A 17856-nucleotide genomic window follows, 5' to 3' on the forward strand; every position below is an offset into this window, starting at 1 on the left:
GGGCCCAACTCTGGGCCCAATAAACGGATTGGGCCCGGCACAGCACTGCCCTCGTCCGCTCAGCCATGGCTGGTCGTCCCCCTCGCCGATCCCAGCCACAGCGCGATCGCTTCGCTCCTGCTCGCGCTGTGAAGTTTCGCGAAGATGCGGTTGATGTGGTTCTTGACGGTCTTCTCACTGATGAAACAGGTGGCGGCGATCTGCTGGTTGCTCATCCCCGACGCAATCAGGTCCATGACCTCCACCTCCCTCGCACTTAGCCCGAAGTCCTGCATACTGCGCCCCCGCCGACCCTGTTGCCGGCCAGTTGAATACTGTGCCATGTCCGATTGCACCTGCGAAGAGTTTTCGCTCAGTCGCCCCGAATCCGAGACATCTGGACCGCCATTGGCCTCCCCCGAAGCGTGTGCACTCGCATCGCCTGCCCCCGCGTGGCCAGGAATCCGACCCACGCCCGTGTACGGCGCGCCCGTGGCGTACACCGTGCCGAGCCCCTCCGGAAGCTCCGCCCCCGCCCCGGCCGGGGCAGCGCCGCCACCACCGCGCATATGGGCCAGCAGCGCGTCCTGGGCCGACGCCGTGAAGTGGGCGCGGCCCTCCTTGATATCCCGTACCGCGCCGACCAGTTGCTCTGCCGTGAACTCGCCGTGCACCAGGTAGCCGCCCGCGCCGAGCCGCAACGCCTCGCGCACGATCTCGCTCTCGCGGCTGTACGTCAGCATCATCACCGGCGCCACCTGCACCAGGTACGGCAGCGCGGAGATGCCGTCGACGCCCGGCATCCGGACGTCCAGCAGCACGACATCCGGTCGGTACTGCCGGGCTGCCGCCAGCGCCTGGCGGCCGTCGGCCGCCTCCGCGACCACCTCTACGTCGTCGCGGCCGCCGAGCAGGACGGTGAGGCCCGCCCGTACGACCGGGTTGTCATCGGCTATGAGGACACGCAGAAGGGCCGGCGGACCGAAGGGGTTGGGGGAAGGGTCGGGGAATGCCGCCGCCAGCGGGGGGACGTGGATCCCCGCGGGGGTGTGCTCCGAGCGGGGTTCGACCGTGTGCGACGACGTGTGCTGGGACACGTGGGACGGCGACGACACGGACTGACGGGGCCCGGAGCTGTACGAGCTTTCGTCCGGCATGGTGCGGCCTCCTCTCGGGAGAGTGACTGGGGGCAGTGTGGGCGGGCAGTCGTTGGCAGTTCAGTTCGTCAGTCGTGTCGACGGTGGAAGCGGTGGGAGCTGTGGCAATGCCGGCAGGGGTTGGCGCGGCTGAGGGCCGGTCGCACCCGCCGGTACCAGCGCCGCCGTCGGAAGTTCCAGGCGTACTTCAGTGCCTCCCGCGCTGCGGCCCCGGCCGATGCGGATACGAGCACCGATACCGGCCGCCCGCTCGACCATCCCCACCAGCCCGAAGTGGCCGGCCTTGCGCAGGTCGTCGAGGCTGATGCCGGCGGGCAGGCCCCGGCCGTCGTCGAGCACGCTGATACGCAGTACTCCGCCGACCAGGCCGCACTCCACCGTCACGCGGGAGGCGTGGGCGTGGCGGTGGCTGTTCTCCATGGCCTCCGTGGCGATCGTCAGGAGGTGGCGCGCGATCGCGTGAGGAACGGTCGTCGGCACGGGAGACGGAGATGGAGCCGAAGACGGGGATGGACCCAGCGGCGACGGCGGCCCCAGTGGCGTTCCGCCCACCATCCGAAACTCCGTCGCGATCCCCGTCCGGTGGCCGAAGTCCACCAGCCGCGCCGCGAGTTCGTCCGCCACCAGCACTCCGCCGGTGTCGTAGTCCGCCTGTCGGCGCAGGTCGGACAGGATCTCTCGGGACTCCGCCGCCGCCCGCCGCGCCGAGCGCGCGACCATGCCCGCCTGGTGCTTGACGGTCAGCGGGTCCATACGGTCCGCGGACTGCGCCAGCCCCTCCGCCGCCATCGCGACGCCGTGCAGGGTCTTGGCGACCGAATCGTGCATCTCCCTGGCCAGGCGTGCCCGCTCGCCCTCCACCGCGTCCGTGACCGCGAGCCTGGCATTGGCCTCGGAAAGCGCCTGCGTGGCCGCCCCGAATCGGAACATCAGGTTCCGCAACGTCACGCCGATGATTCCGGCCGCCACACAGAAACCGCTTATCAGCAGCGTGCTGGCCGGGCTCGCCATCCGTTCCGACCACGCCGTGTACGCCGCCGCGAGGAGCAGGATCTGGATCGCGGTGAAGATGCCCGCGCCCCGCCAGCCGTACAGCAGGCCCGCGAGGAGCGGCGTACAGACAGTGGCGTAGCCGAGGGCCGAGTCCGGTGAAGCCGTCAGCAGCAGGACGGAGCCGAAGAGCACGTCGACGCCCATCAGCGTGCGGTACTTGATGAGCAGCGGGCCGAACACCTCCCAGTCCCGCAGCATCGCGTACGAGCCCACGAAGCTGAACACCACGGCCCCGCCGACCAGCCAGCCCCCGAACTGCCCCCCGGCCCTGGCGAGCGCGAAGGGCGCCCCAAGCGCGATCATGGCGAGGCGGAAGCCGAAAACCTGGCGGCACAGCGCCTGGAGGGCGTTGATCTGGATCGGGATGCTCGGGGCGGGTACGTCGTCGGCGAGGGCGGACGCGGGGGCCGCCTCCGGGACGCTCACGCCGCCGTGGAGGGCCGTCGTGCCGCCGCCGGACGGCGTACGGAGCCCGCACCGGAGCCCATGCCCCAGCGCCTGCCCGAGCCGGATCGTCGGAAGCGACACCATGGCCGTCAGCCGCCGAAGACCGAGCCGAAGTCGGTCTCCGACCCCAGGAACATGTTGGCCACGATGAGAAGCAGCGTGGCCGGGACCATGAACGCGAGCGTGACCACCGTCGTCTTGGGAATCGCCTTGGCGGCGCGCCGCCGGGAGTTCTGGGCATCGGTGCGGCGCATGTCGTTGGCGATCTGGATCAGGGTGTCGGCGATCGGAGCACCGAGTTCCTCGCCCTGCTGGAGCGCCGTCACGAACTGGGAGACCTGTTCGGACTCGTTGCGTCGGCGCAGTTCGTCGAAGGCATGGCGCCGGCTCACGCCCATGTCCATCTGGCGCAGGGTGATGCGTACTTCGTCGGCCCATGGCCCTTCGTACTTCTCCGAGACGCGGTCCAGAGCCTGCCGGAAGCCGAGGCCCGCGCTGACGACGACGGCGAGTACGTCGAGGAAGTCGGGCAGGGTCCGCTCGATGACGTCCTTGCGTTCCCGGATGGCCTGCCAGATGGTGACGTCGGCCGCGAACCACCCGTAGGCGATGCAGAAGACGCCGAAGAGCGGCAGATCGCTCATCAGCAGTACGAGGGCCGAGAAGCCGCCGAACAGGCCGTACACGGCGCGACGCGCGGCGTACCGGTCGACGGTGAGGCCGCCGGGGTTACCGGCCATGTCGATCTTGCGGCGCTTCTTGTCGACGAGCCTCGGCCCCATGAGGCGAAGGACGGTCGGGGCGAAGCGCATGCCGAGGCGGTCGACCGCCGATTCCGTCCCCGAGACGCGCGAGGCGCCGATCTCCAGGGCGACGGCCAGGTCGCCGGGGATCTTGGCCTCGGCGCGGTACATCCTGATGCCCTGGAACACGCCCGCGACGCTCAGACCGACCACCAGCGCGAGAAGCAGTCCCATGCCGGACACCTCCTGTTTCAGCTCGTACGGGCGATTCGGGTTTCAGGGGTTGGCGGATTTCAGGGGTTGGCGGGCTCAGACGTCGATCTTGCCCAGGCGGCGCATCGCTATGAAGCCGAGCGCGTAGAGCCCTATGGCCACGATCACGATGATCTGGCCGACCGGGGTGCCCGTCATCCGTGCCATGGAGCCCGGAGTGACGGAGTTGAGCATGATCATCGCGCCGAGGCCGAGCAGCGGGATGGTGTACGCGGTGGCATTGACTTCGGCCAGCATGGTGCGGACCTCGCGACGCGTCTCCTTGCGCTCCTCCAGCGTCTCGGTGAGGTTGCGGAGCGATCCGACGACCGTGCCGCCGGCCCGGTTGGAGAGCACCAGGGTCGTGACCAGGACGACGAGTTCGCGCGACGGCAGGCGTTCGGCCAGCTCCCCCAGCGCGTCGTCGATGGACCGGCCGACCGCCAGCTGGTTCGCCACACCCGCCAGTTCCTCGCCCGCCGGTGCTTCCAGCTCCTCGGCCGCCATGCTCAGCGCGGTACGCAGGGCCAGTCCGGCGGCCGTCGCGTTGGCGAGTATCCGGGACAGGTCGGGAAGCTGGTTGATGAAGGCCTCGATCCGCTTCTGCCGCTGCCAGTTGAGGAACGCGCTTCCGCTCCAGACTGCGACCAGACCGGCGACGGGGCCGAAGAAGGGTGCCAGTACCGAGGCGGCGATCAGCCAGAGGGCGGCCACGCCGACGACCACGTAGACGAGGAACTCGCCCGCGGTCAGGTCGAGTCCGGTGGCCGACAGCCGCACGTGGATCTTCTTGCCGAGAGCCGTCTTCCGCAGCCGCCGGTCGACCCCCGGGAAGCGCCGCTGCCGGCCCACGGCGTGCGCGCCCGTGATGGCCAGGCGCTCGACAAGCGCGGCACGCCGGGTCTTGCCCGAGACGTACGTGTGAAGCCCGGCGACACCGAAGGCGCCGCAGAGCAGCGTGCTGCCGATCGCCAGCATTGCGGGACTGTTCATCGCGTACCTACTGGGCCTCTCGTACGTAGAGCGGATTGAGCGGGTCGAGCGGATCGTCAAGGTCCGTCACGCCGAACGCGGGCGGGATCGGCTCGTTCGCCAGGTGGAGCCGGTCCGCGATACGGCGCGGCAGCCCCAGATGTTCGAACCGGCCGTGGACGACGCGGTCCGCGCTCATCGGCTGGGCGGCGAAGCGCGACACGGTCGCGATCTGGAACCGCTCCCGGCCGTGGGACACCAGAATCGCGATCTCGCTGATCTTGCGGGAGCCGTCCGCCATGCGCGCCAGTTGGACTATGACGTCGACGGCGCTGTTGATCTGATCCCTGAGCGCCTCGAACGGAATCTCGACCTCCGACATCGAGCCGAGAGTCTGGAGGCGCATCAGGGCGTCCTCGGCGCTGTTGGCGTGGACGGTGGCGAGCGAGCCGTCGTGGCCGGTCGACATCGCCTGGAGCATGTCGAGCGTCTCGCCGCCACGCACCTCACCGACGATGATGCGGTCGGGGCGCATGCGCAGGGAGTTGCGTACGAGATCGCGAATCGTGATCTGCCCCTTGCCCTCGACGTTGGCCGGGCGGGTCTCCAGACGGATGACGTGCGCCTGCTGGAGCTGAAGCTCGGCGGCGTCCTCGACCGTGATGATGCGCTCGTGGTCGGGGATGAGACCGGAGAGCGCGTTGAGGAGCGTGGTCTTGCCGCTGCCCGTACCGCCGGACACGATGACGTTGAAGCGGGCCCGTACGAGGGCCGAAAGCAGCATCAGCATCTGCTCGTCGAGCGTGCCGAGTTCGATCAGTTCCTGGAGGCGGTACGCGCGCGGGAAGCGGCGGATCGTGAGCGTCGGGCCGGTCAGGGACAGCGGCGGGATGATGACGTTGACGCGCTCGCCGGACGGGAGACGGGCGTCGACCATCGGATTCGACTCGTCGACACGGCGGTTGACGGTCGAGACGATGCGCTCGATGGTCTGCATGAGCTGCTCGTTGGACGCGAAGCGCATGGGGAGCTGCTCGACCCGGCCGGCGCGCTCGACGAAGATCGAGTCGGGGCCGTTCACCATGATCTCGGTGATGGACGCGTCTTCGAGGAGCGGTTCCAGTACGCCGAGCCCGAGCGCCTCGTCGACGACGCGGCGGATGAGCTGGGAGCGCTCGGCGGTGGAGAGGACGGGCCCCTCGCGGCTGATGATGTGGGCGAGTACGCGCTCCAGCCGGGCCCGCCGCTCGCCCGCCGCAAGCGAGGACATCTCCGCGAGGTCGATCTCCTCGAGCAGCTTGGTCCGGTAGGTGGCGACCAGGTGGCCGTCCTCCCGCCCTCCCGCGTGCTCGTCGGGGGCGGTGATGCGTGCCCGCAGACTCATGTGCGTAACTCCTCGCTCGTGCGGACCTCGTTCTGGCCTCGCATACGGGGCGGTCTACCGGTCCTCCTGGTCGGCCGGCATCGTCACCGCCTTGACCGCGTGCCCGAAGTCGGGGACGCCCGGTACGACCGACGGGATCGGAACCCTCGCAGTCGCGGTGACGTTGCCGCTGAACTCGATGACGGTTCCGCCGGCCAGCCAGTCACTCATGGCCGCCTTGCCTGTGGCCGCTCCCTGCCCCCGGAACTCCTCCTGCGCCTCCGTACGCGCCGCCGCCCGCGCAGCGGTGCCGGCCTGGGAGGCGGCGTAACCGACGATGCCGAGCTGGATGCCGGCCATGGCGACGATCAGCAGGATGGGCAGGAAGCCGGCGAACTCCAGGATGGCCGCGCCCCGGTCGTGCTCCCGGCCGTTGATCCGGCGGCGTAAAAGGTTCATTGCCCGTCCCCTTCCAGCGCGGCGCCCGCCTTGCCGTCTACCTCCCACGGGAAGCTGCCGGCCCCGGGGAACAGGATCGGGGTGCTCAGACCCACGTCGGCCTTCCACAGGTTGCCCTCCTGCCCACAGTCGATGCCGGTGGCGTCCTCCTGCCACGACGACGGCAGGTGCTCCTCGGCAGCGGCCACACACGCCGCCTGCGGGTCATCGCCGCGCGTCGCCGCCGCCGTTGCCGCCCGCGCACCCTCGTCCGCCGCGTTGCCCGCCAGCGAGAACGTGTAGCCGAACAGCACCGCCTGCCACATCGCGATCATCACGAAGAAGATGAGAGGAGCCATGCCCGCAAGCTCCACCGTCACCGCCCCTCGGTCCCGGTCCTTGCCCCGCCCCCGGAAGCCGATCGCGCCCCGGTCGCTCCGCAGCAGCTTCCCGCCGCCCTTGCCTCCCGTACCCGCCGCCGGCTTCACCAGTCCCAGCTCGCCCGCCAGCGCCCACAGCGCCTGCCTGACTGTGCCCCGGCTGTCCAGGTCCTGCATGCGGCCCGCGTCCGTGGCCGCCTGGAGTTCCTTGAAGTTGGCCGGGATCGCGGCCCGCGCGACCTTCGTGCCCGTGATCCGTTCCACCAGCGGCGGCTGGATCTCCGTGTTGCGGTTGTGGCGGTTGACGACGGTGGTCGTCTCCTCCGCCTTACGGATCTGGAGGCGGTCCCACATCCGCACCATGCGCTTGGCCGCCCGTACCGCCACCACGTCCGGCGTGACGACGAGCAGCGCCTGATCCGCCATCTCGACGGCGGCGGCGTTCGCGCTGTTCATCTGCGTACCGCAGTCGACGACCACGACCTCGTAACGGTTGCGGAGCGCGCTGACCACCTGCCGCGCCACCCGGTCGGTGACCTCCTCGCCCCGCTCCCCCTCGGCCGGTGCCAGCACCAGGCTGAGGCCCGTGGGGTGGGAGAAGACCGCGTCCTGGAGTACGCGCGGCGAGATGTCGGCGATGCCGGCCAGGTCGACGATCGAGCGGCGGAACTGCACGTCCAGGTACGACGCCACGTCCCCCGACTGGAGGTCAAGGTCCACCAACGCCACCGACCGCCCCGACGCCTTCGCCGCCAGAGCGAGCTGTACGGCGACAACCGTGGCCCCCGTGCCACCCTTCGCGCCGGTTACCGTCACCACGGTGCCACCGGGCCCCGTGAAGACGTCCGGCCCCGAGCCCAGGTGGCGGCGTACGCCGGTGGACCAGGAGGCGGCGCCCTGCACGCGGGCCGCCAGCTCCTCGTAACCGAGCGGCAGTCCGACCAGCCCGCGCGCGCCCGAGTCCATGGCGGCGGTGAAGAGCGCGGGGCCGGTGTCGGCGGTGACGAGCACGACGCCGACCGCCGGGAAGCGGAGAGCCACCTCCCGGATCAGCTCCAGCGCGGGCACGGGCCCGATGCGCTCGTGCACGAGGACCACCTCGGGCAGTTCGTCGAGCGATTCGCCCGCGAGCCGCGCGAGGGTGTCGAGGAGCGAGGTGGAGTCGGTGACGGGCGCGGCCGGTTCCGCGTCGGGGAGCTGGCTGAGGAGGGTGGTGATGGCGCGGGCGGCGTCAGGATCGCCGACCGCCGGGAGGATACGAGTCGTCATACGCCGGTCCTCACTTGTCCCCGTCGAGGGTGTACTCACGGTCGCGCGGCGAGATGGTGGTGTCGCTGCCGTCGGCCACGAGGGCCAGGCGCACATGCTCGGCGAAGGACTCTGCGTACGCCACGCGCTGGGCATCGAGCGTGTTCAGAGCGAATGTGATCGGTACGGCGTCCTTGGCACGGCGGCTGCGGTCGTTGCTGCCGGGCTCCAGGGCCGTGATCTTGCCTACGTCGAGCACGCGGGCGCCGGAGACGATGACCTGGGACTTGTTCGGCTGCCCTTCGTCCTCGCCCTCGAAGGTCGCGTAGATATTCACTCTCGAACCGGGGTTGATCTTGCCCGCCACCCCGGTGGCCGCATCGATCATGATCGCGATTTCCTGCTCGCCCGAACCGAGTTCGGGTTTCTTCACGATCATGTCGCTCTGGAGGAGGGAGCCCTTCTGGAGCTGGGTGACCGCGATCTTGCCGCGTACCTCTGCGATGTCGGTCACGGCATTGGCGGAAAGCCATCGCTTCGGCATCGAGATCTTCTCGAACTGACCCGCGTCGAGCTGTTTGTACGGCGCCACGTCGTTCTTGAGCCGGTACGCCGCGACTTCCGGCCCCACTTTCGAGTTCACATCGCTGATCACCGAGAGCACGCCGGCGAACGCCCCGAAGGCGCAGAGAACCGACAGGAGCAGCAGGATGATGCCGCGGCGCTGACGTGAGTTCATGGAAACGGGCTACCTCGATCAGGAACGTCGGATCAACGGACAGTGAGCGGGGTGGTGCGCGGGTGGTGCGCGGGTGCGGCGCGTGCACGAGGCGGTGGAACGGTGGAACAACCGTGCTGCTTGAGGGATATGGTGCCCCGCACGGCGCTACGGCGACCCCTGGTTCAAGACACCGACCGCGCGGGATTGGTTCTCCGGCGACGTGAGGGGGGCCGAGCAGAAGCCGCAGCGGTCACCGATGAGTTCGATGCCGCACCAGTGGCACTTCTCCCGCCGTACGGACGCCACCAGTTGGTAGAGCACGGAGATGTCCGGCAGGAACGCGGCGAACTCGATCATCTTCGCCGTCCCCCACCAGCGCGGGGAGTCGGCGGGCAGTCCGGTTTCCTGTACGCCGGAGACCTGCCAGGCGGGGGCGAGCGTCGCGGTGACCCAGTCGGAGACGAGAGTCCCTTTCCCGACGAGGAGTTGGGTGGCGAATCCGGGCCCGCTGAGCCCGGCGCCGGCCCCGGAACCGGCGGCCACGCCCGCACCGGCGCCCACGCCCGCACCCGAAGCCGCACCCGTCCCGCTGCTGCTGATTTTGATCAACTGCGGCTCGGGATTGGCCAGTACGCCGAACTGCGAACCCGGCATCCAGGACTTCGCGTGCGACTTGAGACTGACCGGCACCCGGTCCAGCTTCGTGACCGAGTTGAGCAGCGCGCCCGCGTAGATGTAGTGCGACAGCAGCCGAGCCGCCGACGCGACGACACCGGCGCTGAAGTCGCAGATGGACAACTGCCGGAGCTGGCGCACGAGTACCGCGATGCCCAGCGGCGGAAGATCGAGCTTCAGCAACGCCAGCCGGTCCGTCTCCAGCATGGAGCGGATGGTGTGGAGGCGGCGTTCATGGGCGGCGGCGATCGACGCGGGGTAGACAGCGACGACGTACCCGTACCGCTCCAGCATGACGTTCATGTCGACGAGCGCGGCTTCGAGCGGCTGGGCGTCCGGGGCCTGGAGAAGGGCGGCGGTCGGAGTCTGCTGATCGGTGGGCGGCAACACCAAGTCGGCGCTGGTGACTGCGATCGCGGTCGGCACGTTGGTTTCCCCGTTCACTCCGTACGCCGCTGCTCCCGGCGTCCGCAGATCGATGCTGCTCCGTCGTGCTGCACCAGCACTTTATCCACGGCCTACGTGGCGGAGAACACTTTTCGTTTTTCTCGTACGGAGCCGTGGCCGGCCGGGGGCGAAGTGGGTCGCTCGCTCGCGGGTGAGCACGCCAACGGCCGGGCGCGGCATGGGTCGTGCGACACGGTCGTGCCCAGTAGGATGACAGGCGGCTAGCGGCCGTTGCTGAATGGTATAAGCGGAGGTTTTAGGTGCCTCTGGGCGTTTCGCCCATGTGGGTTCGAATCCCATCGGCCGCACAGCTTCAAAGGGCGCCCCGGTAGACGGGGCGCCCTTTCTCGTACCTCAGCCGAGCAGTTCCCGCACCACCGGCACCAGCGCCCGGAACGCCTTGCCGCGGTGGCTGATGGCGTTCTTCTCCGCCGGGGTCAGTTCCGCGCAGGTCACCGCGTAGCCGTCGGGCTGGAGGATGGGGTCGTAGCCGAAGCCGTTCGTGCCGGCCGGGGTGTGGCGGAGGGTGCCCTGGAGGCGGCCTTCGACCACGTGTTCCGTGCCGTCGGGGAGGGCCAGGGCCGCCGCGCAGGCGAAGTGTGCCGTGCGGTGCGGGGCGTCGATGTCCGCCAGCTGGGCCAGCAGGAGGTTCAGGTTCGCCGCGTCGTCGCCGTGGGTGCCCGACCAGCGGGCCGAGAAGATGCCGGGGGCGCCGCCCAGTACGTCGACCGCGAGGCCCGAGTCGTCGGCCACGGCGGGGAGGCCGGTCGCCCGGGCCATGGCGTGGGCCTTGAGGAGGGCGTTCTCGGCGAAGGTGACGCCGGTTTCCTTGACGTCGGGGATCTCGGGGTACGCGTCCGCGCCGACGAGGTCGTGGTGGAGACCTGCGTCGGCGAGGATCGCGTGCAGCTCGGTGATTTTCCCGGCGTTGCGGGTGGCGAGGATCAGGCGGGTCATGCACCCAGTATCTACGGGCCTACGGAGTGCAGACCTTGCCGATCCCGGCGGCGGCGTCGGTGACGGGCCCGATGTCCGGCGTCTCGTCGCCGTTCCTGACGGCGGTGCGGACGTTGTCGACGGCCTTGTTCATGTCGTCGACGGCCTTCGACAGGTCCGCGTTGTCCGTCGTGTCCTCCAGGCTCGTCAGTTCCTTGTCGATGTTGTCGAGGGCCTCGGTCAGCTGCGTGGGGTCGTCGGCCGCGGTGGACACGGCCGTGGACAGCTTGTCGACGCTGGTGGCGATGGCCTCGGCGGTCTTCACGCAGTCCATCGCCTTGTCGAGGGCTCCGCAGCCGACCAGGCCGGTGAGCATGGCGGCGGTGACGACGGCGAGTGCGATACGGCTGCTACGGCTGCTGTGACGGCTACGGCGACTGCGCATGGAGCGGGTCCTCCCCCAGGTACACGGATGTCGGTGTACGGATACGGGCGTGCGGTGTGCGGTCTTCGGGTGTGCGGACGGGCGTACGGTTCGGCCCGTACGCCCGTGCCGTGAAAGACGCACAAGTGGGCGTCCGCGGTTGCTCGCGGGCCGTCGTGGTCAGAGCGAGCCGTCCAGCGCCTTCACCTGGATCGCGGTGAGGTCGGCGCAGCCGCCGCTCGCGAGGTCGAGGAGCGCGTTCAGTTCCTTGCGGTCGAACGGCTCCGCCTCCGCCGTGCCCTGGACCTCGACGAAGCGGCCGTCGCCGGTGCAGACGACGTTCATGTCGGTCTCGGCGCGGACGTCTTCCTCGTAGCAGAGGTCGAGGAGCGGGACTCCGTCGACGATGCCGACGCTGACGGCGGCGACGGTGCCGATGAGCGGCTTGCGCCCGGCCTTGACGATCTTCTTGGTCTGGGCCCAGGCGACGGCGTCGGCGAGGGCGACGTAGGCGCCGGTGACGGCTGCGGTGCGGGTGCCGCCGTCGGCCTGGAGTACGTCGCAGTCCAGGACGATGGTGTTCTCGCCGAGGGCCTTGTAGTCGATGACGGCGCGCAGCGAGCGGCCGATGAGGCGGCTGATCTCGTGCGTACGGCCGCCGATCTTGCCGCGTACGGATTCGCGGTCGCCGCGGGTGTTGGTGGAGCGGGGGAGCATCGAGTATTCGGCGGTGACCCAGCCTTCGCCGCTGCCCTTGCGCCAGCGCGGGACGCCTTCGGTGACGGAGGCGGTGCAGAAGACCTTGGTGTCACCGAAGGAGATGAGGACGGAGCCCTCGGCGTGCTTGCTCCATCCGCGTTCGATGGTGACCGGGCGGAGCTGTTCGGGGGTGCGGCCGTCGATTCGAGACATGGAGTTGAGCCTAGCCGCCGGACGGGCACATGCGAGGGGCCCGTTCCGGTTCGAATTTCCGGATGGGCCCCTCACGACCGAGTCACGGGCGACTCACATCATGTCTTCGATGTCCGCGGCGATGGGGTCGGCGTCCGTGCCGATGACGACCTGGATCGCGGTGCCCATCTTGACGACGCCGTGGGCGCCGGCGGCCTTGAGGGCGACCTCGTCGACGAGGTCCGGGTTGTGGACCTCGGTGCGCAGGCGGGTGATGCAGCCTTCGATCTCGTCGATGTTGTCGATACCGCCGAGCCCGGCGACGATCTTCTCAGCCTTGCTGGCCATGTCTTTCTCCCTGTTGTCAAAGCACGAAGCCTCGGCCCACCGTGGCCGCTTTGCCACGGTAACTCACGGTTGGCCCAACTTCGCGGGCGAGTAACCGCCCTGTACCGAATGATGGCGATCACCGGTGCCCTGTCTTCCGGCCGAGCTCCGGACCGTACCGCAACTGGTCTACACCAGTTTGCTACGCCCGCCAAACCTGGGCCGTTCCGGGAGGACGCCGATGAGTTCGAACAGCGGGGACGTGCAGCGGAAGAAGTGGTGGAGTGGTCTGTTCCAGGGGCTGCAGAAGATGGGGCGCAGCCTCCAGCTCCCGATCGCCGTACTGCCCGCTGCCGGCATCCTGAACCGCCTCGGGCAGCCGGACGTCTTCGGTGACGACGGTCTGGGCTGGACGAACGTCGCCAAGGTGATGGCGGGGGCCGGTGGCGCGCTGCTCGACTCTTCGCTGGGGCTTCCGCTGCTGTTCGCGGTGGGTGTGGCGATCGGCATGGCCAGGAAGTCGGACGGTTCGACGGCGCTCGCCGCGGTGGCCGGCTTTCTCGTCTACTACGCGGTGCTGCGTCAGTTTCCGGTGGACTGCCCGGCGGGCACCACGACCGTCACGGGCGGCTGCCTCGCCGGTGACGACACCTTCACGGCGGCGACGTACCAGAATCCGGGGGTCTTCGGCGGCATCGTCATGGGCCTGCTGTCTGCGTGGTTCTGGCAGCGTTTCCACCGGGTGAAGCTGGTCGACTGGCTCGGCTTCTTCAACGGCCGCCGGCTCGTCCCGATCATCATGGCGTTCGTCGCGATCGCTTTCGCCGCGCTCTGCCTGTGGGTATGGCCGCCGGTCGGTGACGCGCTGACGAGCTTCAGCAGGTGGCTGGTGGACGCGGGGTCGTGGGGCGCGGGCATCTTCGGTGTCGCGAACCGCGCGCTGCTCGTGGTGGGCCTGCACCAGTTCCTGAACGTCTTCGTGTGGTTCCAGTTCGGTGATTACACGAAGCCCGACGGCACGGTCGTGCACGGTGACATCAACCGCTTCCTGGCGGGTGACCCGACGGCCGGCCAGTTCCTCACCGGCTTCTTCCCGATCATGATGTTCGCGCTGCCGGCCGCCGCGCTCGCCATCGCGCACACGGCGAAGCCGCATCGCCGGAAGGCGGTGAGCGGCATGATGCTGTCGGTCGGCCTGACGTCGTTCGTCACGGGCATCACCGAGCCGATCGAGTACTCGTTCCTCTTCATCGCGCCGCTGCTGTACGTGGTCCACGCCCTGCTGACCGGCGTCTCGATGGCCGTGACGTGGGAGCTGGGCGTGAAGGACGGTTTCAGTTTCTCGGCCGGGCTGATCGACTACGTCATCAACTGGAGCCTCGCGACGAAACCCTGGTTGATCATTCCCATCGGTCTCGTCTTCGCGGTCGTCTATTACGCGATCTTCCGGTTCGCGATCGTCAAGTTCAATCTGCCGACTCCGGGGCGGGAACCGGAGGAGGTCGCGGAAGAGATCGAGCGGGACGTCACCAAATAGGCGGCCAGAACGCGCTTTCCACCACCCTCGGACCTGCCCGGTCCGGGGGTCTTTGCCGCGCCTGGGCCGGTGTGTCCTTGAGCACGGGAATCGCGGGTTCCTTATCCGTCCTTCACCGTGCTAAAACTGGTCTACACCACTGAGTGGTGTAGACCACGTGGCGAGCGAGTGAGTACGCCGCGTCATCCCGGAGACGCCGCCGTCCCCCATTTCCCCCTGGCGGCGCCTTGCCCCATGGAGGAAATGATGTCCACGGACAGCGCCGCCGCCCCCGCGGCCGCCAAGAAGAAGGGCTCCGGCGCGATGGCTGTCATGCAGCGCATCGGCCGCAGCCTCATGCTGCCGGTCGCGGTGCTGCCGGCAGCGGCGCTCCTGGTCCGGCTCGGCAACGCCGACATGCTCGGCCGCGAGTCGTTCCCGACGTTCATCACCAAGATCGCCGGCTACATGGCCGCGGGTGGTGGCGCCATCCTCGACAACATGGCGCTGCTGTTCGCCGTGGGCATCGCGATCGGCTTCGCGAAGAAGTCGGACGGCTCGACCGCGCTCGCGGCCGTCACCGGTTACCTGGTCTTCAAGAACGTCCTGGCCACCTTCACCGACTCCAACCTGCCCAAGGTGGCAAAGGTCGTCGACGGCAAGATCGTCATGACGGAGGCGCCGGTCGACGCCAAGGTGCTCGGCGGTGTCGTCATGGGCATCGTCGTCGCCCTCCTCTACCAGAAGTTCTACCGGAAGAAGCTGCCGGACTGGCTGGGCTTCTTCGGCGGCCGCCGTCTCGTCCCGATCCTCTCCGCTTTCGCGGGCCTCGTCGTCGGCATCATCTTCGGTTTCATCTGGCCGGTACTCGGCACGGGTCTGCACAACTTCGGTGAGTGGCTGGTCGGCTCCGGCGCAGTCGGCGCCGGAATCTTCGGTGTCGCCAACCGTGCGCTGATCCCGGTCGGCATGCACCACCTGCTGAACTCGTTCCCGTGGTTCCAGGCCGGTACGTACGAGGGCAAGAGCGGCGACATCGCCCGCTTCCTGGCGGGTGACCCGTCCGCCGGGCAGTTCATGACCGGCTTCTTCCCGATCATGATGTTCGCGCTCCCGGCCGCCTGCCTCGCGATCGTGCACTGCGCCCGCCCCGAGCGCCGCAAGGCCGTCGGCGGCATGATGCTGTCCCTGGCACTGACCTCCTTCTTCACCGGCGTGACCGAGCCGATCGAGTTCACGTTCATGTTCATCGCCCCGGTGCTGTACGGCATCCACGCGGTACTGACCGGTGTCTCCATGGCCCTGACGTGGGGCCTGGGCATGAAGGACGGTTTCGGCTTCTCGGCGGGCGCGATCGACTTCGGCCTGAACATCGGCATCGCGACGAAACCGTGGATGCTGCTGCTGGTCGGTCTGTGCTTCGCGGCGGTCTACTACGTGGTCTTCCGCTTCGCGATCACCAAGTTCAACCTTCCGACGCCGGGCCGTGAGTCCGACGAGGAGATCGCCGAGCTGCAGAAGGCGGAGGCGAAGTAGCCGCGCGGTTCGCGCAGACACAGAGGAGGGCCCCCGGACCGTAGTCGCTGGTCCAGGGGCCCTCCTCTGTGCGTACGTCAGATCTCGTACTCCGCGCCCGCGACAGCCAGTTCCGCCGGGCCGTCGTACACCGCGCGCGCGTCGGCCAGGTTCACCTGCGGGTCCGTCCACGGCGGGATGTGCGTGAGGACCAGCCGGCCGACAGCCGCCCGCCTGGCGTGTTCGCCCGCCTCGCGGCCGTTGAGGTGGAGGTCCGGGATGTCCTCTTTGCCGTACGTGAACGACGCCTCGCACAGGAACAGGTCCACACCGTCGGCCAGTTCGTGCAGGGCCGTGCACACCCCGGTGTCGCCGGAGTACGCGAGGGACCTGCCGCCGTGCTCGACGCGGATGCCGTACGCCTCGACGGGGTGCGCCACCTTCTCCGTACGTACGGAGAAGGGGCCGATGTCGAACACGCCCGGCTTGAGCGTGTGGAAGTCGAAGACCTCGGCCATCGACTTCTCGCTCGGGGTGTCGGCGTACGCCGTCGTGAGGCGCTGCTCGGTGCCCTCCGGGCCGTACACGGGGATCGCGGGGGCGCGGCCGCCCTCCTGCCGGTAGTAGCGCGCGACGAAGTAACCGCACATGTCGATGCAGTGATCGGCGTGCAGGTGACTGAGAAAGACGGCGTCGATGTCGTAGAGACCGACGTGGCGCTGCAGCTCGCCGAGGGCGCCGTTGCCCAGGTCGAGAAGCAGCCGGAAGCCGTCGGCCTCGACGAGGTAGCTCGAGCAGGCCGATTCCGCGGACGGGAACGACCCTGAGCAGCCGACGACGGTGAGCTTCATGGAGCGTGAACCTCCGTAACAGGGACGGGGAGGGTTCGTGCGGGTTCAGGTCCGTCGAGCGTAAGGCGCGAAAGAGCTGGTCGCTCCTTGATGGCGGGTCGTTGTGGTTGAAGTCACCGGCACTGTCACCGGTTCGGGCGGAGCGCGCGGGGCGGGCGGGGCGCCGGTACGGTCGGGGGCATGGACACGTCCTGGTGGGTGGCGCTGGTCGCCGTAGTGGTACTTGCGCTGGTCGCGGCTGTGGTCGACGGCCGGGGCCGGAGCCGGCGACCCGGGGGGCGCACGCGACCGCCCGGGCGCCCCGGTGGACCGCGTCGGCGCGCGCCGGAACGGGGTCCTCGGGCGGGTGAGATCTGGTGGGCCGATGTGCCGTACGAGGACGGGCCCGGGTCGAAGGACCGGCCCTGCCTGGTGTTGTCGGTCCGGGGTAACAGTGCGCTGATCGCGAAGATCACCAGCAAGCACCATGACGAGCGGCCCGGTGTGATCGCGTTGCCGCCGGGGGCGGTGGGGGACGCGCGGGGGCGACGGAGCTTCCTGGAGACGGATGAGCTGCGGGATGTGGGGGTGCGGGGGTTCCGGCGCCGGGTGGGGGTGGCGGATGCTGCGGTTTGGGAGCGGGTCCGGCATCTGGGGCGGTGAGGTCGTGCGGTGCGGTGGTGCGCCGGCGCGGTGTGGCCGTGGGCCGGCGCGGTGAGGTGTGGGCGGTGTGCGGGTGCCTGGCGTGAGTGGGCCGGTGGGGCGGGCTGGGCGGGCCGCTGCGCGGGACTTTCCCCGACCCGCCCCTTCCCGAACCGGGGCTCCGCCCCAGACCCCGCTCCTCAAACGCCGGAGGGGCTGGATTGCCCGGGCGGGGCCTGATGAGGGTGCGGGAGGGGAGCCGGAGGCGCGGCGCGGGCCGCAGAAGTGCGGGAGGCCCGGAGCTGCGGCGCGAGCCCGAAGTAGCGGCACGGACCCAAGCGCGGCGCGAGCCCGAAGTAGCGGCACGGACCCAAGCGCGGCGCGAGCCCGAAGTAGCGGCACGGACCCAAGCGCGGCGCGAGCCCGAAGTAGCGGCACGGACCCAAGCGCGGCGCGAGCTCGGAAGTACCGACACGGACCCGGAAATGTCGGCACGGGCCCAGAAGTCCCGGCGCGGGCCCGCCGTGCGGCGCAGGTCCCGGAAGTACCAGAGCGGACCCGAAAATGCGGCGCGGGCCCACAAGTACTGGCACGGGCCCAGAAGTACTAGCGCGGCCCGGCGTGCGGCGCAGGCCCGGTGCCGACGCGGGCCCTGAGGCGCCGGCACGAGCCCGGAAGCGCGACGCGGGGCCGGAGGTGTCGGCACGAGTGCACGAGTACCGGCGCGGGCCCGGAGTACCCGCGTGGGTGAAGTTTGCTGAGCGCGGCTTGTTCTTGCCGCGCTCAGCGGGGGATTCAGCCCGTCCGGCGTTTGAGGACGGACGCGCCCGTAGGGCGTCCGGGGTCCGGGGCTTGCCCCGGTTCGGGAAGGGGCGGGGTGGGGAAAGGCCCGCCGCAGGC

General features: G+C 69.5%; 17 protein-coding genes and 1 tRNA gene. 4 read left to right on the forward strand and 14 right to left on the reverse strand.

The window, feature by feature from the left end:
* Window positions 1-59 precede the first annotated feature (59 nt).
* The 9 genes from J7E91_RS20610 to J7E91_RS20650 form a co-directional block, all read right to left on the reverse strand.
* Complete coding sequence (locus J7E91_RS20610) at window positions 60-1136, reverse strand: response regulator transcription factor (protein ID WP_214906894.1); 1077 nt, start codon at window positions 1134-1136, stop codon at window positions 60-62.
* Between the two features lie 60 nt (window positions 1137-1196).
* Window positions 1197-2720, reverse strand: coding sequence for a sensor histidine kinase (locus tag J7E91_RS20615; RefSeq protein ID WP_214906895.1), 1524 nt, complete (start codon window positions 2718-2720; stop codon window positions 1197-1199).
* Between the two features lie 5 nt (window positions 2721-2725).
* On the reverse strand, window positions 2726-3613 hold the full coding sequence (locus J7E91_RS20620; RefSeq protein WP_214906897.1) for a DUF5936 domain-containing protein: 888 nt from the start codon (window positions 3611-3613) through the stop codon (window positions 2726-2728).
* Window positions 3614-3688: 75 nt separating this feature from the next.
* Entirely contained in the window at window positions 3689-4624 is a 936-nt protein-coding gene (locus J7E91_RS20625; RefSeq protein WP_214906899.1) for a type II secretion system F family protein, read from the reverse strand.
* A 7-nt stretch (window positions 4625-4631) separates the two neighbouring features.
* Window positions 4632-5987: a CpaF family protein gene (locus tag J7E91_RS20630; RefSeq protein ID WP_214906901.1), complete on the reverse strand. Its 1356-nt coding sequence runs from the start codon at window positions 5985-5987 to the stop codon at window positions 4632-4634.
* Window positions 5988-6041: 54 nt separating this feature from the next.
* The gene (locus J7E91_RS20635) at window positions 6042-6425 is read right to left on the reverse strand and encodes a TadE family protein (RefSeq protein WP_214906902.1); all 384 of its coding nucleotides are present in this window, start codon (window positions 6423-6425) and stop codon (window positions 6042-6044) included.
* Window positions 6422-8053: an AAA family ATPase gene (locus J7E91_RS20640; protein ID WP_214906904.1), complete on the reverse strand. Its 1632-nt coding sequence runs from the start codon at window positions 8051-8053 to the stop codon at window positions 6422-6424. Before J7E91_RS20640 ends, J7E91_RS20635 begins: the two co-directional genes overlap by 4 nt.
* A gap of 10 nt (window positions 8054-8063) precedes the next feature.
* Window positions 8064-8771, reverse strand: coding sequence for a Flp pilus assembly protein CpaB (gene cpaB / locus J7E91_RS20645; protein ID WP_028813122.1), 708 nt, complete (start codon window positions 8769-8771; stop codon window positions 8064-8066).
* A 147-nt stretch (window positions 8772-8918) separates the two neighbouring features.
* On the reverse strand, window positions 8919-9854 hold the full coding sequence (locus J7E91_RS20650; RefSeq protein ID WP_214906906.1) for a hypothetical protein: 936 nt from the start codon (window positions 9852-9854) through the stop codon (window positions 8919-8921).
* 245 nt (window positions 9855-10099) lie between these two features.
* Between J7E91_RS20650 and J7E91_RS20655 the strand changes: the two genes are divergently transcribed.
* Window positions 10100-10183 (forward strand) — tRNA-Leu (locus J7E91_RS20655).
* A gap of 46 nt (window positions 10184-10229) precedes the next feature.
* Here J7E91_RS20655 and rdgB read toward each other — a convergent pair.
* From rdgB to J7E91_RS20675, 4 genes are all read right to left on the reverse strand, one after another.
* Window positions 10230-10832 carry an RdgB/HAM1 family non-canonical purine NTP pyrophosphatase gene (gene rdgB, locus J7E91_RS20660; protein WP_214906908.1) on the reverse strand — a complete coding sequence of 201 codons (603 nt, stop codon included), beginning with the start codon at window positions 10830-10832 and terminating at the stop codon, window positions 10230-10232.
* 19 nt (window positions 10833-10851) lie between these two features.
* On the reverse strand, window positions 10852-11256 hold the full coding sequence (locus J7E91_RS20665) for a hypothetical protein (protein ID WP_214906909.1): 405 nt from the start codon (window positions 11254-11256) through the stop codon (window positions 10852-10854).
* Window positions 11257-11415: 159 nt separating this feature from the next.
* Window positions 11416-12147: a ribonuclease PH gene (rph, locus tag J7E91_RS20670; RefSeq protein WP_214906911.1), complete on the reverse strand. Its 732-nt coding sequence runs from the start codon at window positions 12145-12147 to the stop codon at window positions 11416-11418.
* 93 nt (window positions 12148-12240) lie between these two features.
* The gene (locus J7E91_RS20675; protein ID WP_028813127.1) at window positions 12241-12474 is read right to left on the reverse strand and encodes a glucose PTS transporter subunit EIIB; all 234 of its coding nucleotides are present in this window, start codon (window positions 12472-12474) and stop codon (window positions 12241-12243) included.
* Window positions 12475-12694: 220 nt separating this feature from the next.
* Between J7E91_RS20675 and J7E91_RS20680 the strand changes: the two genes are divergently transcribed.
* On the forward strand, window positions 12695-13990 hold the full coding sequence (locus J7E91_RS20680; RefSeq protein WP_214906913.1) for a PTS transporter subunit EIIC: 1296 nt from the start codon (window positions 12695-12697) through the stop codon (window positions 13988-13990).
* Window positions 13991-14236: 246 nt separating this feature from the next.
* On the forward strand, window positions 14237-15505 hold the full coding sequence (locus J7E91_RS20685) for a PTS transporter subunit EIIC (protein WP_214906915.1): 1269 nt from the start codon (window positions 14237-14239) through the stop codon (window positions 15503-15505).
* A 77-nt stretch (window positions 15506-15582) separates the two neighbouring features.
* Here J7E91_RS20685 and J7E91_RS20690 read toward each other — a convergent pair whose 3' ends face one another.
* Window positions 15583-16335 (reverse strand): MBL fold metallo-hydrolase, encoded by a 753-nt coding sequence (locus J7E91_RS20690; RefSeq protein WP_214906917.1) that lies wholly within the window; start codon window positions 16333-16335, stop codon window positions 15583-15585.
* A gap of 180 nt (window positions 16336-16515) precedes the next feature.
* Between J7E91_RS20690 and J7E91_RS20695 the strand changes: the two genes are divergently transcribed.
* Complete coding sequence (locus tag J7E91_RS20695; RefSeq protein ID WP_214906919.1) at window positions 16516-16977, forward strand: type II toxin-antitoxin system PemK/MazF family toxin; 462 nt, start codon at window positions 16516-16518, stop codon at window positions 16975-16977.
* Window positions 16978-17856 lie beyond the last annotated feature (879 nt).

Origin of the sequence: Streptomyces sp. ISL-99 (genome assembly GCF_018614005.1) — a bacterium.
Taxonomy (GTDB): domain Bacteria; phylum Actinomycetota; class Actinomycetes; order Streptomycetales; family Streptomycetaceae; genus Streptomyces; species Streptomyces flavidovirens.

Coding starts and splice junctions, on each gene's coding strand:
- J7E91_RS20610 (WP_214906894.1), bottom strand. CDS start 1,136: ATGCCGGACGAAAGCTCGTACAGCTCCGGGCCCCGTCAGTCCGTGTCG.
- J7E91_RS20615 (WP_214906895.1), bottom strand. CDS start 2,720: ATGGTGTCGCTTCCGACGATCCGGCTCGGGCAGGCGCTGGGGCATGGG.
- J7E91_RS20620 (WP_214906897.1), bottom strand. CDS start 3,613: ATGGGACTGCTTCTCGCGCTGGTGGTCGGTCTGAGCGTCGCGGGCGTG.
- J7E91_RS20625 (WP_214906899.1), bottom strand. CDS start 4,624: ATGAACAGTCCCGCAATGCTGGCGATCGGCAGCACGCTGCTCTGCGGC.
- J7E91_RS20630 (WP_214906901.1), bottom strand. CDS start 5,987: ATGAGTCTGCGGGCACGCATCACCGCCCCCGACGAGCACGCGGGAGGG.
- J7E91_RS20635 (WP_214906902.1), bottom strand. CDS start 6,425: ATGAACCTTTTACGCCGCCGGATCAACGGCCGGGAGCACGACCGGGGC.
- J7E91_RS20640 (WP_214906904.1), bottom strand. CDS start 8,053: ATGACGACTCGTATCCTCCCGGCGGTCGGCGATCCTGACGCCGCCCGC.
- cpaB (WP_028813122.1), bottom strand. CDS start 8,771: ATGAACTCACGTCAGCGCCGCGGCATCATCCTGCTGCTCCTGTCGGTT.
- rdgB (WP_214906908.1), bottom strand. CDS start 10,832: ATGACCCGCCTGATCCTCGCCACCCGCAACGCCGGGAAAATCACCGAG.
- J7E91_RS20665 (WP_214906909.1), bottom strand. CDS start 11,256: ATGCGCAGTCGCCGTAGCCGTCACAGCAGCCGTAGCAGCCGTATCGCA.
- rph (WP_214906911.1), bottom strand. CDS start 12,147: ATGTCTCGAATCGACGGCCGCACCCCCGAACAGCTCCGCCCGGTCACC.
- J7E91_RS20675 (WP_028813127.1), bottom strand. CDS start 12,474: ATGGCCAGCAAGGCTGAGAAGATCGTCGCCGGGCTCGGCGGTATCGAC.
- J7E91_RS20680 (WP_214906913.1), top strand. CDS start 12,695: ATGAGTTCGAACAGCGGGGACGTGCAGCGGAAGAAGTGGTGGAGTGGT.
- J7E91_RS20685 (WP_214906915.1), top strand. CDS start 14,237: ATGTCCACGGACAGCGCCGCCGCCCCCGCGGCCGCCAAGAAGAAGGGC.
- J7E91_RS20690 (WP_214906917.1), bottom strand. CDS start 16,335: ATGAAGCTCACCGTCGTCGGCTGCTCAGGGTCGTTCCCGTCCGCGGAA.
- J7E91_RS20695 (WP_214906919.1), top strand. CDS start 16,516: ATGGACACGTCCTGGTGGGTGGCGCTGGTCGCCGTAGTGGTACTTGCG.